This is a genomic window from Bacillus sp. 2175 (assembly GCF_057812155.1).
Genome location: NZ_CM173819.1, coordinates 1,325,218 through 1,344,265, shown reverse-complemented (window position 1 = coordinate 1,344,265; position 19,048 = coordinate 1,325,218). Strand labels below are relative to the sequence as shown.

Below are 19,048 nucleotides of genomic sequence, written 5' to 3'. Positions count from 1 at the left end.
TTTAACGACCTTCTTTCTCTTTCAAACGACTTACATATTCCATAACCATTTCTTCTGTAACATATTTACGCTGCAAGGTAACACCATTTTTTGCAAGATCATTAATCTGCTTCGTTACAACATTAATGACATCAACCGAAAATTCTTTCCCATTTGACGCAAGAGATACGGCAGCTTCAATAGCTGCTTCACGCTGTGCATCTAATTGTAAACATGCTTTTACACTTTCATTTTGTTTACGAGAATGTGCTGTAATTGCTTTATGTACTTCCATCTTCTCTTCCCCCTAAATAGTTATACGTTTTTATTCAATTCCATTGCAAGCCGGATCATATCACGACATACAATCCCATTTTCAATAATCTCTTCTTCATAATGCTTCGAAAAGTAATCAAAATCAATAGAAAAAATACGAAATCCACATTTTTGATATAAAGCAAGTTGTGAAACACTAGAATTGCCTGTACCAACTTCAAGTTTTGACATACCATATCCTTTAGCAGTTTCTACAGCATGCCTTAATAGCTTCTTCCCAATCCCTTTTCCTTGCAAATGCTCTGCAACCGCAATATTCATGATTTCCATCGTCTTTGGCCTTGTTTCCAAAAGAACATATACACCGATAACGCTCCCCCCCTGCTTAGCTACGTATGTTAATCCTCTTTGTACATACGTAGCTATTTGCCGTTCACTTGGATCAGCAAGTAACAATAAAGCCTTCGGTATAGCCTCTTTTGGAATACGTTCTATTACAACAGACATAAAAAATTCCCCCTTCTCTATTGTTCTAAACCCTCCTTGTCTACCATAAATAATAGAAAGGAGGGATTCACCATGGACAACAATGAGAAAAAATGCAACGTCATCTCTATTGATGGAAAGAAGAAGAAAAGCGACACGTATTCCTATCCAAAATTAGTAGTTGAAAACAAAACATATGAATTTTCTTCATTCGTCTTATGCGGTGAAACACCAGATGGCAGACGACTCGTTCTTACTCATATGATTTCTACCGATGAATTTGCTGGATTTGTAAAATCTTTAGATACTGTACTTCAAAAGAAAATTGAACGAATCTTTTTCTCATAACGACTATATAACATAAATTTCTTTTTCAATCTCTACTAACTGCTTTTGCAATTGTTCTTTACTTTGTTCATATAGAGATACATCGATCGTTTCAGCCAATGCAAACAATATACTTTCATAATAGTTCATCACATCTTGCTGCATCACTTTTTCGAATAAATTCCACTTCATATCCCACTCTTGCTTATAATGATGAACAAATAAATGTTTTTCATCAGCTACATAGTTTGATACGAGCGGTTCTAATACAGATTTAGCGTCTTCTTGCATAAAAGCCTTGTCATTCTTTTCAAAAAAGCTTTTCTCATTTTTAAAATGTGCCAGTGCTTTTTTGAAATCTTTTATTTCAACTGAAGGGAACGGTTCTTTATGTGTAATATCTTTGTATTCATACTCCACTGTTCCATTCATAGAAATTGATTCATTTTCTACTTTACAGTTCACTACAATTTCATCCTTTGCACGCTTCATCGCTTCGTCTATCCATTTTTCAAGGCGTAATGATGTCGCACGCATTTCTTGTAATAAATCATGCTGAATAAATGCTACTAATTCCATAACACACTGTTGCAATTGTGTTTTCACATTTCCATCCGTTCGAAGTGATGCCGGATTAATAAATTCAGTAAACACATCATTATAGCGGAGGAATAGACGCTGTTGCACGTAATAAAGCAACTCTTTCACTTCATTTTGCATCGCCTGTTCTTCAGCAAGTACACTATATGAAGAAATGATATGAAGTAGTTGATCACGCTCTGCTTCATATTTTTTCGTTTGCTTCTCTTTCTCTTCATTCCCCTGCTTTGCACCCTTTATCATGTTTACTAAAAGCTGATCTGCCCCTTGCAACGCACCATATAGAGCATGCACAGAAACAAGCATTAAATCTCTCATCATAAAGGACGTAAATGATTCCTCAAACTTAGTAATCCCAGAGTTTTGTAAAATACCATACTTCTCTTTTTCAACATTCTTTCCTTGTTTCTCTTCAAGCGCACATAAACTTGAAATTGCAAATAAACGCGGATTTCTAATACCGTATTGTAGTAGCTGATCTGCGATATAACCTTTTACCATTTCAAGTTCTTCTTCAGACTCTGCTAAATCCGCCGCATTAATTAAGAAGAACATTTTATCAAGGGCAAAAGTATCCTTTACACGACCAAGCTGAATTAAAAATTCACGGTCAGCACGAGAGAATACATGGTTATAATATGTTACAAATAAAATAGCATCTGCGTTTTTAATATACTGGAATGCAACATCCGTATGGCGAGCATTGATAGAATCCGCTCCAGGTGTGTCTACAAGCGCTACTCCCTGCCTTGTTAAAGCACAATCATAATAAAGTTCCATATACTCAACGAAGCATGATTTCTCTTCATTCGCTACATAATCAGAGAACTCTTCTAATGTAACTTGTACTTGTTCTCCTAAATAAGTAGAAACTGCATCATACCCTTTTTGTACCGCTCGTAAAAAGCTAAATGTTGTTTTTTGCTTCCCAGTTGGTGAAGGATATTTCATAACGTTATCAATTTGTGCTAACGCTTCATCTAACGTAGCAATCTCATAATGAAACAGCTTATAAACAGCTTTCATATCTTCTAATAACGCTTGCTTTGATTTAAACTGAACAATTACTGTTCCATGTGGTTTTTCCTCTGTAACCGGCAAAATTTGATTAATCGTTGCCGTCGTCGGGTTTGGTGATACAGGAAGTACTTTCTCACCGAGTAAGGCATTGGCAAATGATGATTTTCCAGCACTAAATGCCCCGAATAACGCTACTGTAAATTGTTTTGTTTCTACACGTCTTCTTTTCTCTATTACCTCTTGCTGTACATGTTTCAGCGCTGGCAATGGCTCTAATATCGTTTCAGCTTTTTTCACTTTCTCTAATATCCGCTGAATATTTAAAGCCGCCGTTCCTTTCAGCTCTTCTTCATGAATCGCTACGTTATCGTTTACGATTTCCTGCTCTTGTAGTGTAAATTTCTCACTAACAATTTGCTTTTCCCTTTGCAATATCTCATCTATTTGCAAACCTTCAGGCGTAGCAACATGATCGTGCCAAACATTTCGTAAATAGTCTTCATATGCCACCAAATTGTTATTGTATTGTAATTGTGTTTCTTTCGCCGTTTGCAACATCGTATATGTTTCAATCTCTTCTTCAATACGAGCAACTGCTTCCCTCACCTTTTGCTTTAAAACGACCGCACTTTTATCAAAAATTTGCTGTGCTTTTATAAAATAACGCTTCTTTAGTTCATTCGCTACATCCGCTGTATAAAGAAGTAAGTAATCACCTGTGAAACCTGCGCCTTGTTTAATTACCTCAGCCAACATTTCTGGTCCGAAAGCAATTTCTAACCCATATATGTCTTTCCCAATTTCCTCCGTGAACAATCCTTCTTCTTTTAAGAAGGCTACAATAAATTCCTTCACATGAAAATCAAGCTGCGTTTCAACAGTCTTTTGAAGGGCAGAATAAAACGCCTCTACACGCCTTTGTTTTTCTTGCTCCGTCTTTCCTTTCGCAAATAGCAAACCGACTTTAAACTTTGTTAATTTCGTTTCTAAGTACGCATTTGCCAATTCTCTCATTTCAAATGGCATTAAATACGCGTTATCTAATATAGCTTGTAGGCCTTTTATAAATTCATTTCTCACATGAGACTCTTTACTAGCCTCGCGACGTTTCGTTTCCATTAGCTCCGCTTTCTTTTCAACTATCTCTGAAATAGAAAGCGGTGATGCTAACTCTTTCTCATATTTCAAAAGAGCTTTTTCATTTTCAGAAAGAATAAACGAGAAATGTTCCCCCATTAAATATTCTGTTTCTCTCTCCATTCCCTCTCTTACATACCGCTCTTTTTCTTTCATGATAGATGTAATTAACGTTTCTAAGCTTCCAATTTCATTATGTGGATGGTTCATCATTCGTAATGACGTATAATATACTTCATCTACTTCAATATCCCAGTTAGAGAACGATTGCTTTACACTATCTTTATAATTCTCAAACGACAATTCATTTTCTTTATGTTTATCTATTTGATTGACAACGAGATAAACCGTTTTATTACGTTGTTTCAATTCTTTAACAAATTGCAAATTCACTTCCGATTGGACGTGATTATAATCCATCATATAAAAAATTACGTCTGCTAGATGTAGCGTTGATTCTGTCGCTAATTGATGGGCATCATCTGTTGAGTCAATCCCTGGTGTATCTACTAACATAACACCTTCAGGAATTGGCGCATCATTCCGATAAATGTGAACACCAATTACCTCATCACCATCTTTACAAATTTGTTTTAATTCTTCAGCTGAATATGCACCGTCATACTCGTACTGTTCTCCAGATTTAACCGTTACAACAACACGATCCATTCCTTTTTCAATTTTGACAACGTTAGCGCTTGTCGGAATTGGACTTGTTGGTAACAGCTGCGCTTTATATAGATGATTCATCATCGTTGATTTCCCCGCAGAGAAGTGACCACAGAACGCTATCATAAGCTGTTCTTGTTTATATTTTTGAATCACCTCAAACAACTTTAAACTATTCTCTGCATCGCCGTGTTTTTGCCACTCTTCATAAAAACAAACAAGTTTTTTCATACCGTTTGTCTGTACTATGTTTGTCATTCCCTTGTTCCCCTTTATCCAAGATGTATATACTTTTTCCCGCTAATTGCGAGCTCATAACCAGTGAGAGTTACACCTACCCATTGATTACAGTTTCACTTTACTATCATACTAAATTTTCAGCATATTCTCATTAAAAATAAAAAATCCCTTTCATTCTTTTTACAAATGAAAGGGATTTTATGTCATATCACTCATTTTGCTGTTCCTACTCCATTTAAAACATACTTCGCAATAACTGCATATACAGCGACTGTACCTGCTACTAATGTATATACCATACTTACGCACCAACCTTTTTTGATAATGATTATCAATTTTAAATATATTTTATCATTAAAGAGAATCATTATCAACACTTTTCATAAAGAAAGCTCCTTATAAGAAGGAGCTTTACTGCCTGTTTTGAAAAAGGGTAAAACTTATTGTGCACTCTTATTATATCTTATCCTACATAACTTAACAGTTTAAAAAAATGGAAATATCGCCTATCCCCTCCATCTTACATTTTGTATAATAAAAGGGAATTACTTAACAAGGAGGAAAAAAATGACGCAAAATCTCACACATGGCGAGAGGATACACTCCATCGATATTATTAGAGGAATAGCTGTACTAGGTATTTTTCTTGTGAATTGGCCTGTTATCGCCGGGGTTGACTCACGTGATCTTTCAGGAATTTACGAAGGGATAGACAGCTATATTCGCCTATTTTACGATATGTTTATTCAAACGAAATTTTATACAATTTTTTCGTTTTTATTCGGATTAGGTTTTTATATTTTTATGAGTCGTGCTGAGGCGAAAACCGACCGCCCAAAAACTTTGTTTGTTCGCCGCTTACTTATTTTATTATTATTCGGTTTCTTACATTACGTTCTTTTATGGGACGGTGACATTTTACATACTTATGCGATTGCTGGATTTTTCTTATTTTTATTTTATAAGAGAGAACCTCGTACTATTTTAATATGGGCTATCGTTTTATTGAGTATTTTTCAATTCATTATGCTAATGGCTGGTATTACGGTTGCATTGGTACCAAAGGAAGAGCTAGGTTTTTCCTTACCTATCATGCCATTAGAAGACTGGCTGTCACAAATACAAAATCGTTTCCATGCATTTTACGCTGATGGAATTGGATTAAATTTACTTATGCTTCCAGAAACAGTTGGGCTATTTTTGCTTGGTTTATACGCCGGCAAAAAGGATATTTTCCGCCGCACGAAAGAGTTAGATCCAAAACTTAAAAAATGGCAAATTATTATGTTCCTTTTAACATTACCAATGTGGTTCTTCATGGTCCGTTACTTCTTATCAAAACCATTTTATGAACCAATTTATATGCAGGTCTTTACAATGTTTAGCGGAAAAACGTTATTCATATTCTACATTTTCACGCTAATGCGTTTATTACAAAAAGAAAAATGGCAAACATTATTACGTCCATTCCAATACGTTGGACGAATGGCATTAACAAATTACATCTCGCATACAATTGTTACATTACTTGTATTTGGTCTATTCCTTAAAAATTATTATCCTGCTCCATTATGGGTTGGACCAATATTCTGCATTAGTTTCTACACGTTACAAATCTTTATTAGCCGCTGGTGGCTTTCACATTACCAATACGGGCCACTTGAGTACATTTGGCGTCTTGGTACGTACGGGAAAATAATGCCACTTAAAAAGAAAAGCAAGGTCTCATAACGAGACCTTGCTTTTTCACGCTTCTCTTACTGCACTTTGCATAGATACTGGCTCTTCTTCTACTTTCACTTTGCGCTGCGGCACCATATTAAATACGATATTTAAAAGTACTGCTGACGCACTTCCAAGTACAATTCCGTTATCTGTTAAAATACGAATGCTTTCTGGAAGTTGTGAAAATAATGTAGGAACGACTGTTACGCCAAGCCCAATTCCGACAGAACATGCAACGATTAATAAGTTTTCTTGTTTACCAAAATCAACGCTACTTAACATTTTAATACCATATGCCATAACCATACCGAACATCGCTAACATCGCACCGCCCAGTACTGATTTTGGGATAATTGTTGTAATAGCTGCGATTTTAGGAATGAAACCAAGTACGATTAACATACCACCGCAAGTATAAATAATAACGCGATTTCTTACTCCAGTTAATTGAACAAGTCCTACGTTTTGAGAGTATGTTGTATATGGGAACGCGTTGAAAATGCCACCTAACACCATCGCTAATCCTTCTGCGCGATAGCCTTTTGTTAATTCTTTTTCACCGATTTTTTTATTGCAAATATCAGATAATGCAAAATATACACCCGTTGCTTCTACAATCCCTACGCAAGCAACTAAAATCATCGTAATAATTGGCGTCAATTCAAATGTTGGTGTACCGAAGTAAAATGGCTGAATACCATGGAACCAATCTGCTTCTCCAACTGCTTGCAAGCTTACTTTCCCCATAAATGCTGCAACGATTGTACCGAACAATAAACCTAGCAAAATAGAGATTGAACGAATAAATCCGTCGAAGAAACGATACATAATGATGATAAATAGTAACACACCAAATGCTAACGCTAAGTTTTCAAGACTTCCGAAATCTTTGCTTCCTACTCCGCCAGCCATATCATTAATAGCAGCTGGAACAAGTGTAACTCCAATTACTGTAACGACAGATCCTGTTACAACAGGGGGAAACAGTTTTACAAGCTTTCCAAATAATTTCGCAAAAATAACAACGAATAACCCGGCAGCAATAATTGCTCCATAAATAGAAGACACGCCGTATTGTTTCCCGATTGCAATCATTGGTCCAACCGCTGTAAATGTACAACCAAGCACAACTGGAAGCCCAATACCGAAAAAGCGATTTGATAATGCTTGTAAAATTGTCGCAACGCCGCACATTAATAAATCAATTGAGACTAAATATGTTAACTCTTTTTGATTCAAACCAAGTCCACCGCCCACAATAAGCGGAACGATAATTGCTCCAGCATACATTGCAAGCATATGCTGCATACCAAGCGATGCAATTTTAAATGGATGCTGCTTCATCGTTTATTTCACCTCCGCAGTTTCTTGCTGTACAAATGTAACTGTGCCGTTATCAAGTGATGCAATTTCTGCTAGTGATTCAACACGAACGCCTTGTTCACGAAGCTTCTTTCCTCCATCTTGAAATGCTTTTTCAATAACAATTCCAATTCCTGCAATACTCGCTCCGGCTTGCTCTACTAAACTCATTAAACCTAAAGCAGCCTGACCATTTGCTAAAAAGTCATCGATGATTAATACACGATCATTTTCATCGATATGATTTCGAGATAATGAAATTTCATTTGTTTCTTGTTTTGTAAATGAATATACGTTTGCAACGTACATATTATCTTGTAACGTTAACGATTTACGTTTTCGTGCAAAAATTACTTTTACACCAAGCTCTAATGCAGCCATAACTGCTGGTGCAATGCCTGAAGATTCAATCGTCACGATTTTTGTAATGTTCTCTTCTTTAAAACGTTTAGCAAATTCTTTTCCGATTTCTTGCATAAGTACTGGATCAATTTGATGATTTAAAAAAGCATCTACCTTTAATACGTCACCAGATAAAACCTTTCCTTCGTTCAAAATCTTTTCTTGTAATACTTTCATGTTTGTTCCCCCTCTTATGCAATAAAAAAACTCCAAAAGCCGCCACCACTCGTTACAAGTGAGAGACGCGCTTTTGGAGTTTCGCAAAAAAAGAATGCTAAACAAGCAATTATATTCGTCCTCACTCATAGTCAAAGTATTTACGGTACTTCGGTAGAAACTTGCAGGCCATATCCCCGCGATTATATGAGTGTAGCTAACTATTTATTTTATAGAAGGATTATAACGTACTTTTTATGCTTTGAAAAGCATTTATCAAAAAAACACGTACAAATTTTTAAAAACCACTATTTTCGTTCGAGTTTTGCAAACTCTTTCATTCCCAATTACAACTTCGTTAAAATGATTGGCCCATCTTTTGTAATCGCAATTGTATGCTCATATTGAGCTGATAATTTCCCGTCCATCGTTCGTACAGTCCACCCATTTAAATCTACTTTAGAATATCGCATACCTATATTTACAATCGGTTCAATTGTAATTACCATTCCTTCTTGTAACTGAGGTCCTTGTCCTTGTTTCCCAAAATGAAAAATTGCTGGTTCTTCATGAATCTCTTTACCAATCCCATGTCCCGTAAAGTCTCTTGCGACAGAAAAACCTTCATTTGTTACATAACTTTCAATTGCATAGCCAATGTCTCCTACATGATTACCAATTACCGCCTGATCAATCCCTTTATACAAAGCATTCTCAGCTACTAACAACAACTTTTCTGCTTCATCAGAAACTTTTCCAACTCTATACGTCCAAGCAGAATCTGAAAGACCCCCATTTAAGTTTACTACCGTGTCAATTGTTACAATATTACCCTCAGTTAAAGGAACATCGGCCGGAAACGCATGACACATTTCATCGTTTACAGATGCACATATCGCATATGGATACCCGTTGTAACCTTTCTGTTCAGATGTGGCACCATGCTTTTTTAAATACATTTCAACAAACGTATCAATCTCTTGTGTCGTTATACCTGGCTTTATCATTTTCGCAATTTCTTTATGACATGAAGCAAGTAATTTTCCAGATTCATGCATCAAATCTATTTCATTTTTCGTTTTAATTGTAATCATACTACCTCTACCCTTCCTTGCTAAACCTACTATTTGCTACTAAACTTCTATCATACACACCCTCTACCAAAATTTCAAAACTCTCAATTACAAAAAGTAAAAAATATGTATCATATATTTCTAAATCAAAATAAAAAAACAGAAGATCCCTCTGTTTTTTTAATCACGTTTACATATATAGTTCATTTTCAAGAACTCAAAACAACCACCATTTGTTTTCTGTATAAACGTTCCAACCGCTTCAAATCCCGCCCTTTTATACACTTTTATCGCTCTCTCATTAAATGTCGCTACTGATAGTGTTATATATTTGCATCCGTATTTTTCTTTGCTAAAAGCTAGTCCAGCATTCACGAACTGTAAACCAAATCCATTGCCAGTTATATCAGGTCTCATTCCAAGTCCTATATCAACCGTTCCATTATTTATTTTACAAACCGTAAAGAACCCAATGAGAGTACCATTTTCTTTCACAGAAAATACATGATTCCCTCTACTCTCACCCTCTAAAAACTCAGCTAAATCTTCTTCATCTGCCTCTATATCGTAAAAGGAATATTCCCCTTTATAATGCCAGTTATATGCAATCTCTTCCGCCTCTTCTTGCGTCATTACTGTATATGTATAAACCATCTTCTATCCCCCTATAAAAAAAAGCTGCAAGTAAGCAGCTCTTTTTTATAACTCATAAATTTCTTTATACTTCACTTCTAAATAATCTGCTAAGTAATTTGCATTTAACCCTTCGCCTGTTACATCTTCTAAAATTTCAAGTGGCTTTTTCGTTTTACCATATTGGTGAATATGTTCTGTTAACCATTCACGAATTGGTGTTACGTTTCCTTCTTCTAATAATGCATCAAAGTTCGGAATGTCTTTTAACATTCTTTGCTTAAATTGCGCTGCATACATGTAACCAAGCGCATAAGATGGGAAGTATCCAAATGAGCCACCAGCCCAGTGAACATCTTGCAATACACCTTGCGCATCATTTTCCGGACGAATTCCTAAATATGCTTCCATCTTATCATTCCAAGCTGCTGGTAAGTCCTTCACTTGTAATGTACCATCAAATAATTCTTTCTCTAATTCATAACGCACCATAACATGAAGCGGGTATGTAAGCTCATCTGCTTCTATACGAATGAATGACGGCTTCGATTCGTTAATTGCATCATAAAATTCATCGACTGACATATCATCAAATTGACCATTGCTATACTCTTTTAATAAATCATAATTTTTCTTCCAGAATGATTTATTACGGCCGATAAAGTTCTCAAAGAATAACGATTGTGACTCATGAATACCCATAGATGTTCCACTACATAACGGTGTACCTTCAAATTTCTCTGAAATATTTTGTTCATATACAGCATGACCACATTCATGAATTGTTCCAAACACAGCCATGCGGAAATCCTTTTCGTCATAGCGTGTCGTAATACGAACATCCCCTCTATTTAATGTAATCTCGAATGGATGTACTGTTTCATCAAGACGGCCTGCTTCAAAGTCATAATTCAATTGCTTTAATAGTTCTAATGTAAAGTTCTTTTGTTTTTCTTTTGAAAAATTTTCCGATAAAGCACTTGTTTTTAATCCTTTTTTAGACTCAGAGATTTCTTTTACAAGCGGCACGATGCGCTCACGAAGTTGACCAAATACGTGATCTAAAACTTCTACTGTAATACCTGGCTCATACATGTCTAATAATGTATTGTATTTATATGTTTCGTAACCCCAATATGTAATAAATTTCTTTTTAAATTCAACAATTTTTTCTAAGTACGGGCGGAACATTTCGAAATCAGATTTTTCGCGAGCTTCTTCCCACACACTCTCTGCTTTCGCTTCTAATTTCACATACGCTTCGTATTCCGCTTGTGGAATTTTCTTATTTCTATCATATTCTTTCCGACACTCTTCAACCATTTTCTTCGTCGTTTCAGAAAGTTTATCTTCACGTATTAAAGCTTCAAGCTCTGTTAAATAGTTCCCCATCTCATCTGAAGTCGACATAGCAAACACTTCGGATGAAAGCATACCAATTACTTCTGAACGTTGATCAACACCTTTTTTAGGCGCCCCTGTTCTTAAGTCCCAAAACATTAAACTTAATGCTTCTCCGTAATTTTGTATCTTCTTCACATATGTTAAAAATTGTTTTTCTACTTCATATGTAGCTACTGTCATCGTATAAAAACCTCCCTTTTCTACCTCAAACTTAATTCGACACGGAAATCTAAATTCCTTTTATAATAGAAAAAAAGCTTGGCAAGCGCCAAGCTTTCTCCTTATAATTCTTTACCTTCTACCGGTAGTACGTTTTTCACCGCTTCTACCACTTTCTCATCTTCTGTATCAGATAAGAAGATTGATATAGCACCTTTATCGTCGCTCGTACGAATTAAACGGCCAATCCCTTGACGAAGACGTAAAATCATATACGGTACATCTACATCCCAGAATGGATCATTTACATGTTTACGCTTCGCCTCAAACACAGGATCGTTTGGAGGGAATGGTAATGACCAAATGATAACATGTGATAATGATGAACCAGGAATATCTAAACCTTCCCATAAATGAACGGCACAAAGTACAGTCTCTTCTTCATTTTGGAAACGAGAAACGAGCTGACTAATTTCTTGATCCCCTTCATATAAGAACGGAACTGACATTTGTTCTTTACTTACATATTCTTTAAACGCTGCAAGTTCTTGCGTTGTACGGAATAATACAAGTGTACGTCCGTTTGTTTTCTGTATATTTTCAAGTGTATATTGACACTTTCTTTCCCACTCATTTTCTTTCGTATGCGATAGTAAGTTTACTGCCATTTGCTCTTCATAATCAAATGGTGAGGCAACTGAGAATGATAAGTAATCTTTTACCCCTAGGCTATTTGCTGTAAATGCGAATGAATCGTTATTAGATAATGTAGCAGATGAGAAGATATACGGGATTTTCTTCGAGAATACTTTCTCTTGTAATACTTCTTCAACTGCACGTGGCATAATTACTAACGTGAAGGCTCCATCACCTTCTTCACCCCATGTAATTACATTTTTCTCATGCATGAATAGACGAAGTGAATGTTCTAATACATCTAAATGTTCATCAACGATATTTAAATCATACGTATTTACTGTATGCATTTCACTTTCAAATACTAACGCATCACCGACTTCACCAATTTTCGCATAAAGTCGTTTTGCTTCAGCTGTTACTTTTTCTGTCACAGTAATTTCTAAACGATCAGAACCGGCAATTTCTTTTTTGTTTTCTTGTAACACATCAAAGAATCGCTCTGTTTGCCAAATTGTTTCTTCTACTAAATGTGCAAACTCTTCACGAATATCGTTTTGTAATAATCTCGTTAAAAGTTGCTCCATCATCGTTTGCTTTAAACGATATGTTAAAGCTTTTTGAGCTGCATATTCTACAAGATGTCCTTCATCGAATACAACACAACTACTTTCTGGTAATAATGGAATTTGTCCTTCACGCTTTCGAGCATCGTACGTCCAAATATGATCCATATAAAAATCTTGAGAACAAATAATTAAATCTGCTGCTTTACGATAATGTTCACGTGAAAGAGTTTGACCGCAACGATGACGAGAATCACAAGTGAAGCAATCTTGGAAGTAATCCCAATTTACTTTTGACCATTCTTCGTCATTTAATAGTGGAAATTCTTTTCGGTCACCATAGTGAGTAAAGTTTTGCATCGTACCATGATCAAATACGAATTGTGGTAATTCATAATATACGTCTTCAATTACTTCTGGAGCTCGTCCACTCATAACATCTTCAAGCTTACGTAAACATAAATAATTATCCATTGATTTCGCAAGTCTTACATCTACAGATAAGCCTAACGCTTCAGATAATTTCGCAATGTCTCCTTCTTCTTTCACAAGCTGCTCAATTAACGTTTCATCTGCACAAGCAATTATAGCTGGTTTTCCAGTATAACGCGCATAGCAAATTGCATATAGAAGATATACAATAGTTTTCCCTGTTCCTACACCCGCTTCTGCGAACATAACTTTCTTTTCTTGGAAAGCACGCTCTAATTGAAACGCCATAAAAATTTGTTCATCACGCTCTTCAAAACCTTTTTCCGGAAGGATGTCGTAAAACACATCTCCAATCCACTCATTCAACTTATCATAAAAATTGTCTTGTTTTCCTACTTCAAATGGTAATCTCTTCTCAGTAAACATCCTTAGCCTCCAACCAAAAAGTTTTTCTATAAAAAGATATAGTAACCGCTACTTATATGTGTGCAGCTACTTTCTCCTGTTGCCATACATATAAATACACGAAAAAAAATTTTCCTTTCGAAAAAGGAAAATTTTCTTCTATATTAATGACTTTAAATACCTTTTATCAATCGCTGTTTCATGTGAAAGAGCTGACAAATATTCTTCTTGTGCTTTTTGTATTTCATCTACAATCGCATCTTGACTATCCACTTCTTTTCCGAGCTCATCATACGTACGGTGAATAGCTTTTTGAATCATTGATAATTGGAAATTATCCATATCACTTCCTCCTTTACGCATTACATAATAGCCAGTATATGCGCGCTGGAGGAGTTTTATACTATGAATTACGCGGTGGACGTTTTCCGAAGTACTGATAGTAATCTGTACGGATAAATCCGTTAAACAGTTTACGTTTCTTCGACGCATCTTTTCCGTAACACTTCTCAAATGCTTCGTAGCTTGTTAATACATACGCTGACCATGTATCTAATGGGCGGAATACTTGTCCCATTTCTTTGTACAGTTGTTCAACGAGTGCTTTTTCACTTAAACGTTCTCCGTATGGAGGATTCGTTACAACGTAGCCATAATCCTCTTTTGTTGTGAAATCTTTTACTTGCATTTGTTTAAATGTAATTAAATCGCCCAAGCCTACTTCTTCTGCGTTATCTTGAGCAACTCGAATCATACGATGATCAATATCGGATCCAATGATTTGTAATTGTTGATCATAGTTCGCTAAATCTTCAGCTTCTTGACGAGCTTCACGCCAGTTTTGTTTACCTACCCAGCCCCACTCGTCAGATGCGAAACCACGGTTAAATCCTGGTGCAATGTTTTGTCCAATTAATGCTGCTTCAATCGGAATTGTACCTGATCCACAGAATGGATCAACAAATGGACGATCTGGCTTCCAGTTTGTTAATTTAATTAAAGACGCAGCTAATGTTTCTTTTAACGGAGCTTCCCCTTGATCCATACGGTATCCACGTTTATGAAGTCCAACACCGCTCGCATCAATTGTTAATGTTGCAATATCCTTTAGCATTGCAATCTCGATACGGAATAACGGACCATCTTCTTCAAACCAAGTTGTACGTTTATATGTTGTTTTTAATTTTTCAACGACAGCTTTTTTAACGATACGTTGGCAATCCGAAACACTGAATAATTCAGATTTTAAAGATTTACCAATAACAGGGAATTCGCCATTCTCTGGAATATAATCTCCCCAGTTTAATGCTTTCGTTTTTTCAAATAGCTCATCAAATGTTGTTGCTTTAAATTCGCCAACTTTAATTTTTACACGGTCCGCAGTACGTAACCATAAATTCGTGCGACAAATCGCCTTTTCATCTGCTTCAAATGTTACTTTGCTGTTTTCTACTTGACATTCATAACCAAGATCGCGAACTTCTCGGGCAACTAACGCTTCAATACCCATTGCCGCTGTTGCAATTAAAGTAACTTTTCCCATTTGCATTCACCTCTTATGTATATTCAAACAATAATTAATAGCAATTGGTCCTATTAATCATTACATTTTACGAAAATTTTTCTCATTAACCATTTTAACTCATACTTTATAACTTCATACAAATAAAAAGCCCTCCTCTAACAAAGGAGAGCTGAGTTATTTCATAGTTGGTTCATAACGTTCTGTAAGCCATGTTCTGTTCCTTTGTACTACAAACGGCCCACGCCTCGTACTCCGGTGGCAATCATCTATCTACAGGTTATAAAACCTGTCCTTTCCCGTCGTTCATTTCCTTGGAAAAGATTCCCCTACCATTATTTGGGTTTCTCGCTCGTGGGGTTTACCTCGTTCCACTCCTATCATTTCTTCAAGGACTTCGTCACTGTGGCACTTTAAAGGTAGTCAAACCATATCCGAAAGGACTTAGGTTTTTTCCCTGCCGTTAAACCAGCCTTACAGCCAGAATACCCTAGCTTATGAATTGGCTAGGCACGAACACTACAGCCATCTCAGGCCGTGCGAGCATGGACTTTCCTCTACAACGTTGGCGTTGCAGCGATTACCCAAACGTTATGACATCCATTAGTATAGTGGAAACAAAAAGATTTTGCAACGTTTTTTTCTATGTAAAATGCTTAAACCTTTTCCCACCTTACATCATTCGTATAACTTACTTCCAAATACAGCTTTTTCTAAGTTAGATAAGCGTTTTAAAATATCCGTATTCGTGTTGTTATAAACTGGTTGTGCAACTGGTGTTTGTACAGGTTGTTGTGGAACTTGCGTTACTGCTAGTTTTTGTTCCTCTAATTCACGCTTTAAACGAGCATTTTGTTGCTTTAATTGCTCAAACTCTTTGTGGAAAGCTTCATAGTCTTTAATGATCATATCAAGAAACTTGTCTACTTCTTCTTGCTGATAACCTCTCATACCTGTTTTAAATTCTTTTTCTAAAATATCTTTCGCTGTTAATTTAATTTTATCCGAAATCATTTTCTTCACCTCAAATTTTTACCAAAACTTTCATTAACTAAATTTTTTCAGAAACAATGCTTTTTGTCAATCATATATACGAGTACTATATTACATATTTACTCTGCATTATTCCACTGTTCCTCTTCTATTATATCTTGTAAATCAGAAAAAAGAATGAAATAACTGTGATAATTTTCTATTTCTCCTTTTTTCTTTGCTGCTTCTACAATATATTTGGGACTTCCTGGTTTTTCTTCATCGTATACCGCTAAAAGCGCATCACTTTTTTCAATAAAAAATTGATTTTTTAATTTAAATTGCTCTGGACTTTCATACTTCCGTTTCGTGATACTATCAACATGGTCTGCTTGAGAAAGGATAAATTCATAATATTCACGATTATCTTCTTTCCAATTTTCTTCTTGTTCTAAAAACGGAGTGAATACCGCTAATTTTAAATCTGGATATTCTACTTGCATTTCAAAAACAACTTCAGCAGCCCATAATTCTACACCTAATTGGCCACTTATTATAACCCACTCTAAACCATCTTCTACAAAATTGGTTAATTTACGGTGTAACGCTTTCTTTATACACTCCACCCCTGGATGATCATTTTTAAATATTCCAAGTTCAAATGGCTTATATCCTGTTACTGCAATAACTTTCATATCAACACTCCAATTACAAAAAAAGAACTAGCATTTCGCTAGTTCTAACATATCATTTACTTTTTAAACATTCCACCAACGTTTGGTCCGATATTTGGACCGAATGGTGATACGTTTGGTCCAATATTCGGTCCGAATGGTGATACGTTTGGTCCAAACGGAGATACATTTGGTCCTGGACCAAATGGTGATACGTGATGTCCATGATGTCCATGATGACCATGGCCACACGGTCCACATCCGCCGCCGAATCCTGGGTCGATTGGGTCCACAACATTTACATTTGAATTTGTTTGCGGGAAGAAGTTTTGGTTTTTAATTTGTTGATGATGTACATGTGTTGTATGTGTTGGGAAAATGTGTGGCACCACCGTTGTTGAAAAAGAGTGTGTTACGCATTGTTTCGTCGGATGAATGACAGGAGCAGTCGTACAAATAGGTCCTGTAGGCTTATGCCCTCCAAAGCAAGGATGACAATGATGCATAGTTTTTTCTCTCCTCTCTCGTTAAAAAAATCTGATTACACTTTACAGTATGAGAAAAGAGAGAAAGCCGTTTGTTATATATACCCATTTATTACAAGGAAATTTGTCTAGTCCTTTATTTCATTTACATTGTTTTTATAGACAATCCTTCAACATCACTTACCAAAAAAGCCTCCAACTTGCTTTACAATACCTGTCACTTGATTCATCGCATTCATCATTTGTCCAGCTGTATTCATCATTTTATTTACATCATAGTTACCATCTGATGTTTTAAATTGAGAAACAAAACTAGAAAACTGGCTTGGCTGTTGTTGCTTTTGCTTACCCTGCGTCGGGTACGGTTGTTTTGGTGGATAAAACATCGCTTGTTGATTAGCATACGGCGATGGTGGTGGCATATAATATTGCGAATTCATATAAGGCTGCTGCTGTGGTTGATTCATGTATGGTTGCTGAGCTTGATTCACATAAGGTTGCTGCTGTTGTGGTTGTTGAGCTTGATTCATAAAGGACACTTCAAACGGTTGATAATAATTTTGATTTCCATAATAAGGCTCGAAAGGATACATATTATACCGTAAATATGTATCCGTATTATATTGGTACATATTTTGCTGTGCATATGGATTCGTTTGCTGATATACGTTAGGTTGTTGAAACATGCATTCTCTCCTCCTTCACATAAGTTTCTACATATATAATATGTACCTATAAAATAATATGTGTGATGGAATATATGTCTATTTTTGTCGGAAGTTTAAATTTTTAAAAAATTAAAAAAGAAAACCCTTCCATGCTATGATAATTAAGAAGAAGATTCTCATGGGGGAGGAATCAACATGGTATTAGGGGATTTAAAACAAGCGTTTTCTCAAAAAAAGGGGTATTGCACAGAGAATGCAAATGAATTATTAGACTTTGCGAGACATTGGTATCTCGAAGGAAAAATATGCATATCAGATTATCGAACATTAATAAAAGAATTAGAAATAAACGGCGCAACAAAACCTACAACAATGACAGAAGCATAAAAATAACAAGAGGGCTCTCCCTCTTGTTATTTACATTGCTCAACTATATTTTGCAAAGTATACGAAATGGCTTGGTGTGTTTCAAAGAATCGTTTACCTTTACCTTTATTTACAAAGCATTGCAACACATTCGTTTGTAAATTATCGTATACTTGATCAATTTGCTGTACATGTATATACTTTGGCTTTTCTTCTTTAATCCACGTATAAGCTAATTCTTTCCACTTCTTTAATTCCTCATCTACCATATCTACAAACGGTTTCATATCCTTATAAAAATCGTATTCAGTTAGTTCTCTTTTTTTTACATTCGCTTCATTACTATACTGCATGAGTTTTTCTGAAGACTGTATTAATGCTTCATTCTTCATTTCTTTCCCACCTTATTATGCACTCACTACGACGTTTTGAAATGTCTTCACCCAATTCCCTTTTTCTTCGTGATGCACTAATTTATTTTCCATATGTTCAATATGCATTTCTGTTATTTCTATCTTATTACATATTTTTTCACTCGCATCCTTTAATGCATGATTCATTCTAATCCCTATATTCATTTCCAGCAAATCGAGAGAACTTAACATTTGATCCATTTTTTTCATTACATCTTCCTTCTGAACCATCGCCATATACAAAACGCCTCCTTCTTTGCT

21 protein-coding genes, 1 other RNA gene and 1 riboswitch are annotated in these 19,048 nt (G+C 35.7%); of the genes, 3 read left to right on the top strand and 19 right to left on the bottom strand.

The window, feature by feature from the left end:
• Position 1: 1 nt before the first annotated feature.
• Both ACXKY9_RS07320 and ACXKY9_RS07315 read right to left on the bottom strand, forming a co-directional pair.
• Positions 2-274 carry a YpbS family protein gene (locus ACXKY9_RS07320; protein WP_000451818.1) on the bottom strand — a complete coding sequence of 91 codons (273 nt, stop codon included), beginning with the start codon at positions 272-274 and terminating at the stop codon, positions 2-4.
• Positions 275-294: 20 nt separating this feature from the next.
• The gene (locus ACXKY9_RS07315; RefSeq protein ID WP_000117686.1) at positions 295-762 is read right to left on the bottom strand and encodes a GNAT family N-acetyltransferase; all 468 of its coding nucleotides are present in this window, start codon (positions 760-762) and stop codon (positions 295-297) included.
• Between the two features lie 72 nt (positions 763-834).
• Between ACXKY9_RS07315 and ACXKY9_RS07310 the strand changes: the two genes are divergently transcribed.
• Complete coding sequence (locus ACXKY9_RS07310; RefSeq protein ID WP_000369740.1) at positions 835-1,089, top strand: DUF3931 domain-containing protein; 255 nt, start codon at positions 835-837, stop codon at positions 1,087-1,089.
• A gap of 3 nt (positions 1,090-1,092) precedes the next feature.
• Here ACXKY9_RS07310 and ACXKY9_RS07305 read toward each other — a convergent pair whose 3' ends face one another.
• Together ACXKY9_RS07305 and ACXKY9_RS07300 are read right to left on the bottom strand one after the other, a co-directional pair.
• Positions 1,093-4,752 carry a dynamin family protein gene (locus ACXKY9_RS07305; RefSeq protein ID WP_000182125.1) on the bottom strand — a complete coding sequence of 1,220 codons (3,660 nt, stop codon included), beginning with the start codon at positions 4,750-4,752 and terminating at the stop codon, positions 1,093-1,095.
• Between the two features lie 194 nt (positions 4,753-4,946).
• On the bottom strand, positions 4,947-5,069 hold the full coding sequence (locus tag ACXKY9_RS07300; RefSeq protein WP_002196349.1) for a hypothetical protein: 123 nt from the start codon (positions 5,067-5,069) through the stop codon (positions 4,947-4,949).
• A gap of 232 nt (positions 5,070-5,301) precedes the next feature.
• On the opposite strand from ACXKY9_RS07300, the gene ACXKY9_RS07295 reads away from it, so the two are divergent.
• The gene (locus ACXKY9_RS07295; RefSeq protein WP_000193171.1) at positions 5,302-6,465 is read left to right on the top strand and encodes a DUF418 domain-containing protein; all 1,164 of its coding nucleotides are present in this window, start codon (positions 5,302-5,304) and stop codon (positions 6,463-6,465) included.
• Positions 6,466-6,480: 15 nt separating this feature from the next.
• Here the strand turns inward: ACXKY9_RS07295 and pbuX are convergent, their stop codons facing one another.
• The 13 genes from pbuX to ACXKY9_RS07230 form a co-directional block, all read right to left on the bottom strand.
• On the bottom strand, positions 6,481-7,803 hold the full coding sequence (gene pbuX, locus ACXKY9_RS07290; protein ID WP_000809223.1) for a xanthine permease PbuX: 1,323 nt from the start codon (positions 7,801-7,803) through the stop codon (positions 6,481-6,483).
• A 3-nt stretch (positions 7,804-7,806) separates the two neighbouring features.
• The gene (locus ACXKY9_RS07285) at positions 7,807-8,400 is read right to left on the bottom strand and encodes a xanthine phosphoribosyltransferase (protein WP_000866483.1); all 594 of its coding nucleotides are present in this window, start codon (positions 8,398-8,400) and stop codon (positions 7,807-7,809) included.
• 108 nt (positions 8,401-8,508) lie between these two features.
• Positions 8,509-8,610, bottom strand: a riboswitch (purine riboswitch).
• 116 nt (positions 8,611-8,726) lie between these two features.
• Positions 8,727-9,473, bottom strand: coding sequence for a type I methionyl aminopeptidase (locus ACXKY9_RS07280; RefSeq protein ID WP_000628415.1), 747 nt, complete (start codon positions 9,471-9,473; stop codon positions 8,727-8,729).
• 159 nt (positions 9,474-9,632) lie between these two features.
• Positions 9,633-10,106: a GNAT family N-acetyltransferase gene (locus ACXKY9_RS07275; RefSeq protein WP_000263212.1), complete on the bottom strand. Its 474-nt coding sequence runs from the start codon at positions 10,104-10,106 to the stop codon at positions 9,633-9,635.
• A 45-nt stretch (positions 10,107-10,151) separates the two neighbouring features.
• Entirely contained in the window at positions 10,152-11,669 is a 1,518-nt protein-coding gene (ypwA, locus tag ACXKY9_RS07270; protein WP_000215072.1) for a carboxypeptidase, read from the bottom strand.
• Between the two features lie 101 nt (positions 11,670-11,770).
• A complete protein-coding gene (locus ACXKY9_RS07265) occupies positions 11,771-13,708 on the bottom strand; it encodes an ATP-dependent DNA helicase (RefSeq protein WP_000493699.1) in 1,938 nt (645 codons plus the stop codon).
• A 138-nt stretch (positions 13,709-13,846) separates the two neighbouring features.
• Positions 13,847-14,029, bottom strand: a complete 183-nt coding sequence (locus ACXKY9_RS07260) for a DUF3921 family protein (protein ID WP_000368569.1) — start codon at positions 14,027-14,029, stop codon at positions 13,847-13,849.
• A 61-nt stretch (positions 14,030-14,090) separates the two neighbouring features.
• On the bottom strand, positions 14,091-15,230 hold the full coding sequence (locus ACXKY9_RS07255; protein WP_000521223.1) for a THUMP domain-containing class I SAM-dependent RNA methyltransferase: 1,140 nt from the start codon (positions 15,228-15,230) through the stop codon (positions 14,091-14,093).
• Positions 15,231-15,410: 180 nt separating this feature from the next.
• Positions 15,411-15,801: RNase P RNA component class B (gene rnpB / locus ACXKY9_RS07250), an RNA gene on the bottom strand.
• Between the two features lie 86 nt (positions 15,802-15,887).
• The gene (gene gpsB / locus ACXKY9_RS07245) at positions 15,888-16,223 is read right to left on the bottom strand and encodes a cell division regulator GpsB (protein WP_000622431.1); all 336 of its coding nucleotides are present in this window, start codon (positions 16,221-16,223) and stop codon (positions 15,888-15,890) included.
• Between the two features lie 98 nt (positions 16,224-16,321).
• Entirely contained in the window at positions 16,322-16,876 is a 555-nt protein-coding gene (locus tag ACXKY9_RS07240) for an SLOG family protein (protein ID WP_000862914.1), read from the bottom strand.
• Positions 16,877-16,932: 56 nt separating this feature from the next.
• Entirely contained in the window at positions 16,933-17,361 is a 429-nt protein-coding gene (locus tag ACXKY9_RS07235) for a CotD family spore coat protein (RefSeq protein ID WP_000546268.1), read from the bottom strand.
• Positions 17,362-17,516: 155 nt separating this feature from the next.
• Complete coding sequence (locus ACXKY9_RS07230; protein ID WP_000487624.1) at positions 17,517-18,026, bottom strand: YppG family protein; 510 nt, start codon at positions 18,024-18,026, stop codon at positions 17,517-17,519.
• Between the two features lie 177 nt (positions 18,027-18,203).
• Here ACXKY9_RS07230 and ACXKY9_RS07225 point away from each other — a divergent pair, with 177 nt between their 5' ends.
• Positions 18,204-18,395 (top strand): YppF family protein, encoded by a 192-nt coding sequence (locus tag ACXKY9_RS07225; protein ID WP_000242652.1) that lies wholly within the window; start codon positions 18,204-18,206, stop codon positions 18,393-18,395.
• A gap of 26 nt (positions 18,396-18,421) precedes the next feature.
• On the opposite strand, the gene ACXKY9_RS07220 is transcribed toward ACXKY9_RS07225, so the two are convergent.
• Together ACXKY9_RS07220 and ACXKY9_RS07215 are read right to left on the bottom strand one after the other, a co-directional pair.
• Positions 18,422-18,766: a YppE family protein gene (locus ACXKY9_RS07220; protein WP_000786942.1), complete on the bottom strand. Its 345-nt coding sequence runs from the start codon at positions 18,764-18,766 to the stop codon at positions 18,422-18,424.
• A 15-nt stretch (positions 18,767-18,781) separates the two neighbouring features.
• Entirely contained in the window at positions 18,782-19,024 is a 243-nt protein-coding gene (locus ACXKY9_RS07215) for a hypothetical protein (RefSeq protein ID WP_001252036.1), read from the bottom strand.
• Positions 19,025-19,048: the final 24 nt, after the last annotated feature.

Excerpts from the sequence above, each read along its gene's own strand:
- ACXKY9_RS07320 (WP_000451818.1), bottom strand. The coding sequence starts at position 274 with ATGGAAGTACATAAAGCAATTACAGCACATTCTCGTAAACAAAATGAA.
- ACXKY9_RS07315 (WP_000117686.1), bottom strand. The coding sequence starts at position 762 with ATGTCTGTTGTAATAGAACGTATTCCAAAAGAGGCTATACCGAAGGCT.
- ACXKY9_RS07310 (WP_000369740.1), top strand. The coding sequence starts at position 835 with ATGGACAACAATGAGAAAAAATGCAACGTCATCTCTATTGATGGAAAG.
- ACXKY9_RS07305 (WP_000182125.1), bottom strand. The coding sequence starts at position 4,752 with ATGACAAACATAGTACAGACAAACGGTATGAAAAAACTTGTTTGTTTT.
- ACXKY9_RS07295 (WP_000193171.1), top strand. The coding sequence starts at position 5,302 with ATGACGCAAAATCTCACACATGGCGAGAGGATACACTCCATCGATATT.
- pbuX (WP_000809223.1), bottom strand. The coding sequence starts at position 7,803 with ATGAAGCAGCATCCATTTAAAATTGCATCGCTTGGTATGCAGCATATG.
- ACXKY9_RS07285 (WP_000866483.1), bottom strand. The coding sequence starts at position 8,400 with ATGAAAGTATTACAAGAAAAGATTTTGAACGAAGGAAAGGTTTTATCT.
- ACXKY9_RS07280 (WP_000628415.1), bottom strand. The coding sequence starts at position 9,473 with ATGATTACAATTAAAACGAAAAATGAAATAGATTTGATGCATGAATCT.
- ACXKY9_RS07275 (WP_000263212.1), bottom strand. The coding sequence starts at position 10,106 with ATGGTTTATACATATACAGTAATGACGCAAGAAGAGGCGGAAGAGATT.
- ypwA (WP_000215072.1), bottom strand. The coding sequence starts at position 11,669 with ATGACAGTAGCTACATATGAAGTAGAAAAACAATTTTTAACATATGTG.
- ACXKY9_RS07265 (WP_000493699.1), bottom strand. The coding sequence starts at position 13,708 with ATGTTTACTGAGAAGAGATTACCATTTGAAGTAGGAAAACAAGACAAT.
- ACXKY9_RS07260 (WP_000368569.1), bottom strand. The coding sequence starts at position 14,029 with ATGGATAATTTCCAATTATCAATGATTCAAAAAGCTATTCACCGTACG.
- ACXKY9_RS07255 (WP_000521223.1), bottom strand. The coding sequence starts at position 15,230 with ATGGGAAAAGTTACTTTAATTGCAACAGCGGCAATGGGTATTGAAGCG.
- gpsB (WP_000622431.1), bottom strand. The coding sequence starts at position 16,223 with ATGATTTCGGATAAAATTAAATTAACAGCGAAAGATATTTTAGAAAAA.
- ACXKY9_RS07240 (WP_000862914.1), bottom strand. The coding sequence starts at position 16,876 with ATGAAAGTTATTGCAGTAACAGGATATAAGCCATTTGAACTTGGAATA.
- ACXKY9_RS07235 (WP_000546268.1), bottom strand. The coding sequence starts at position 17,361 with ATGCATCATTGTCATCCTTGCTTTGGAGGGCATAAGCCTACAGGACCT.
- ACXKY9_RS07230 (WP_000487624.1), bottom strand. The coding sequence starts at position 18,026 with ATGTTTCAACAACCTAACGTATATCAGCAAACGAATCCATATGCACAG.
- ACXKY9_RS07225 (WP_000242652.1), top strand. The coding sequence starts at position 18,204 with ATGGTATTAGGGGATTTAAAACAAGCGTTTTCTCAAAAAAAGGGGTAT.
- ACXKY9_RS07220 (WP_000786942.1), bottom strand. The coding sequence starts at position 18,766 with ATGAAGAATGAAGCATTAATACAGTCTTCAGAAAAACTCATGCAGTAT.
- ACXKY9_RS07215 (WP_001252036.1), bottom strand. The coding sequence starts at position 19,024 with ATGGCGATGGTTCAGAAGGAAGATGTAATGAAAAAAATGGATCAAATG.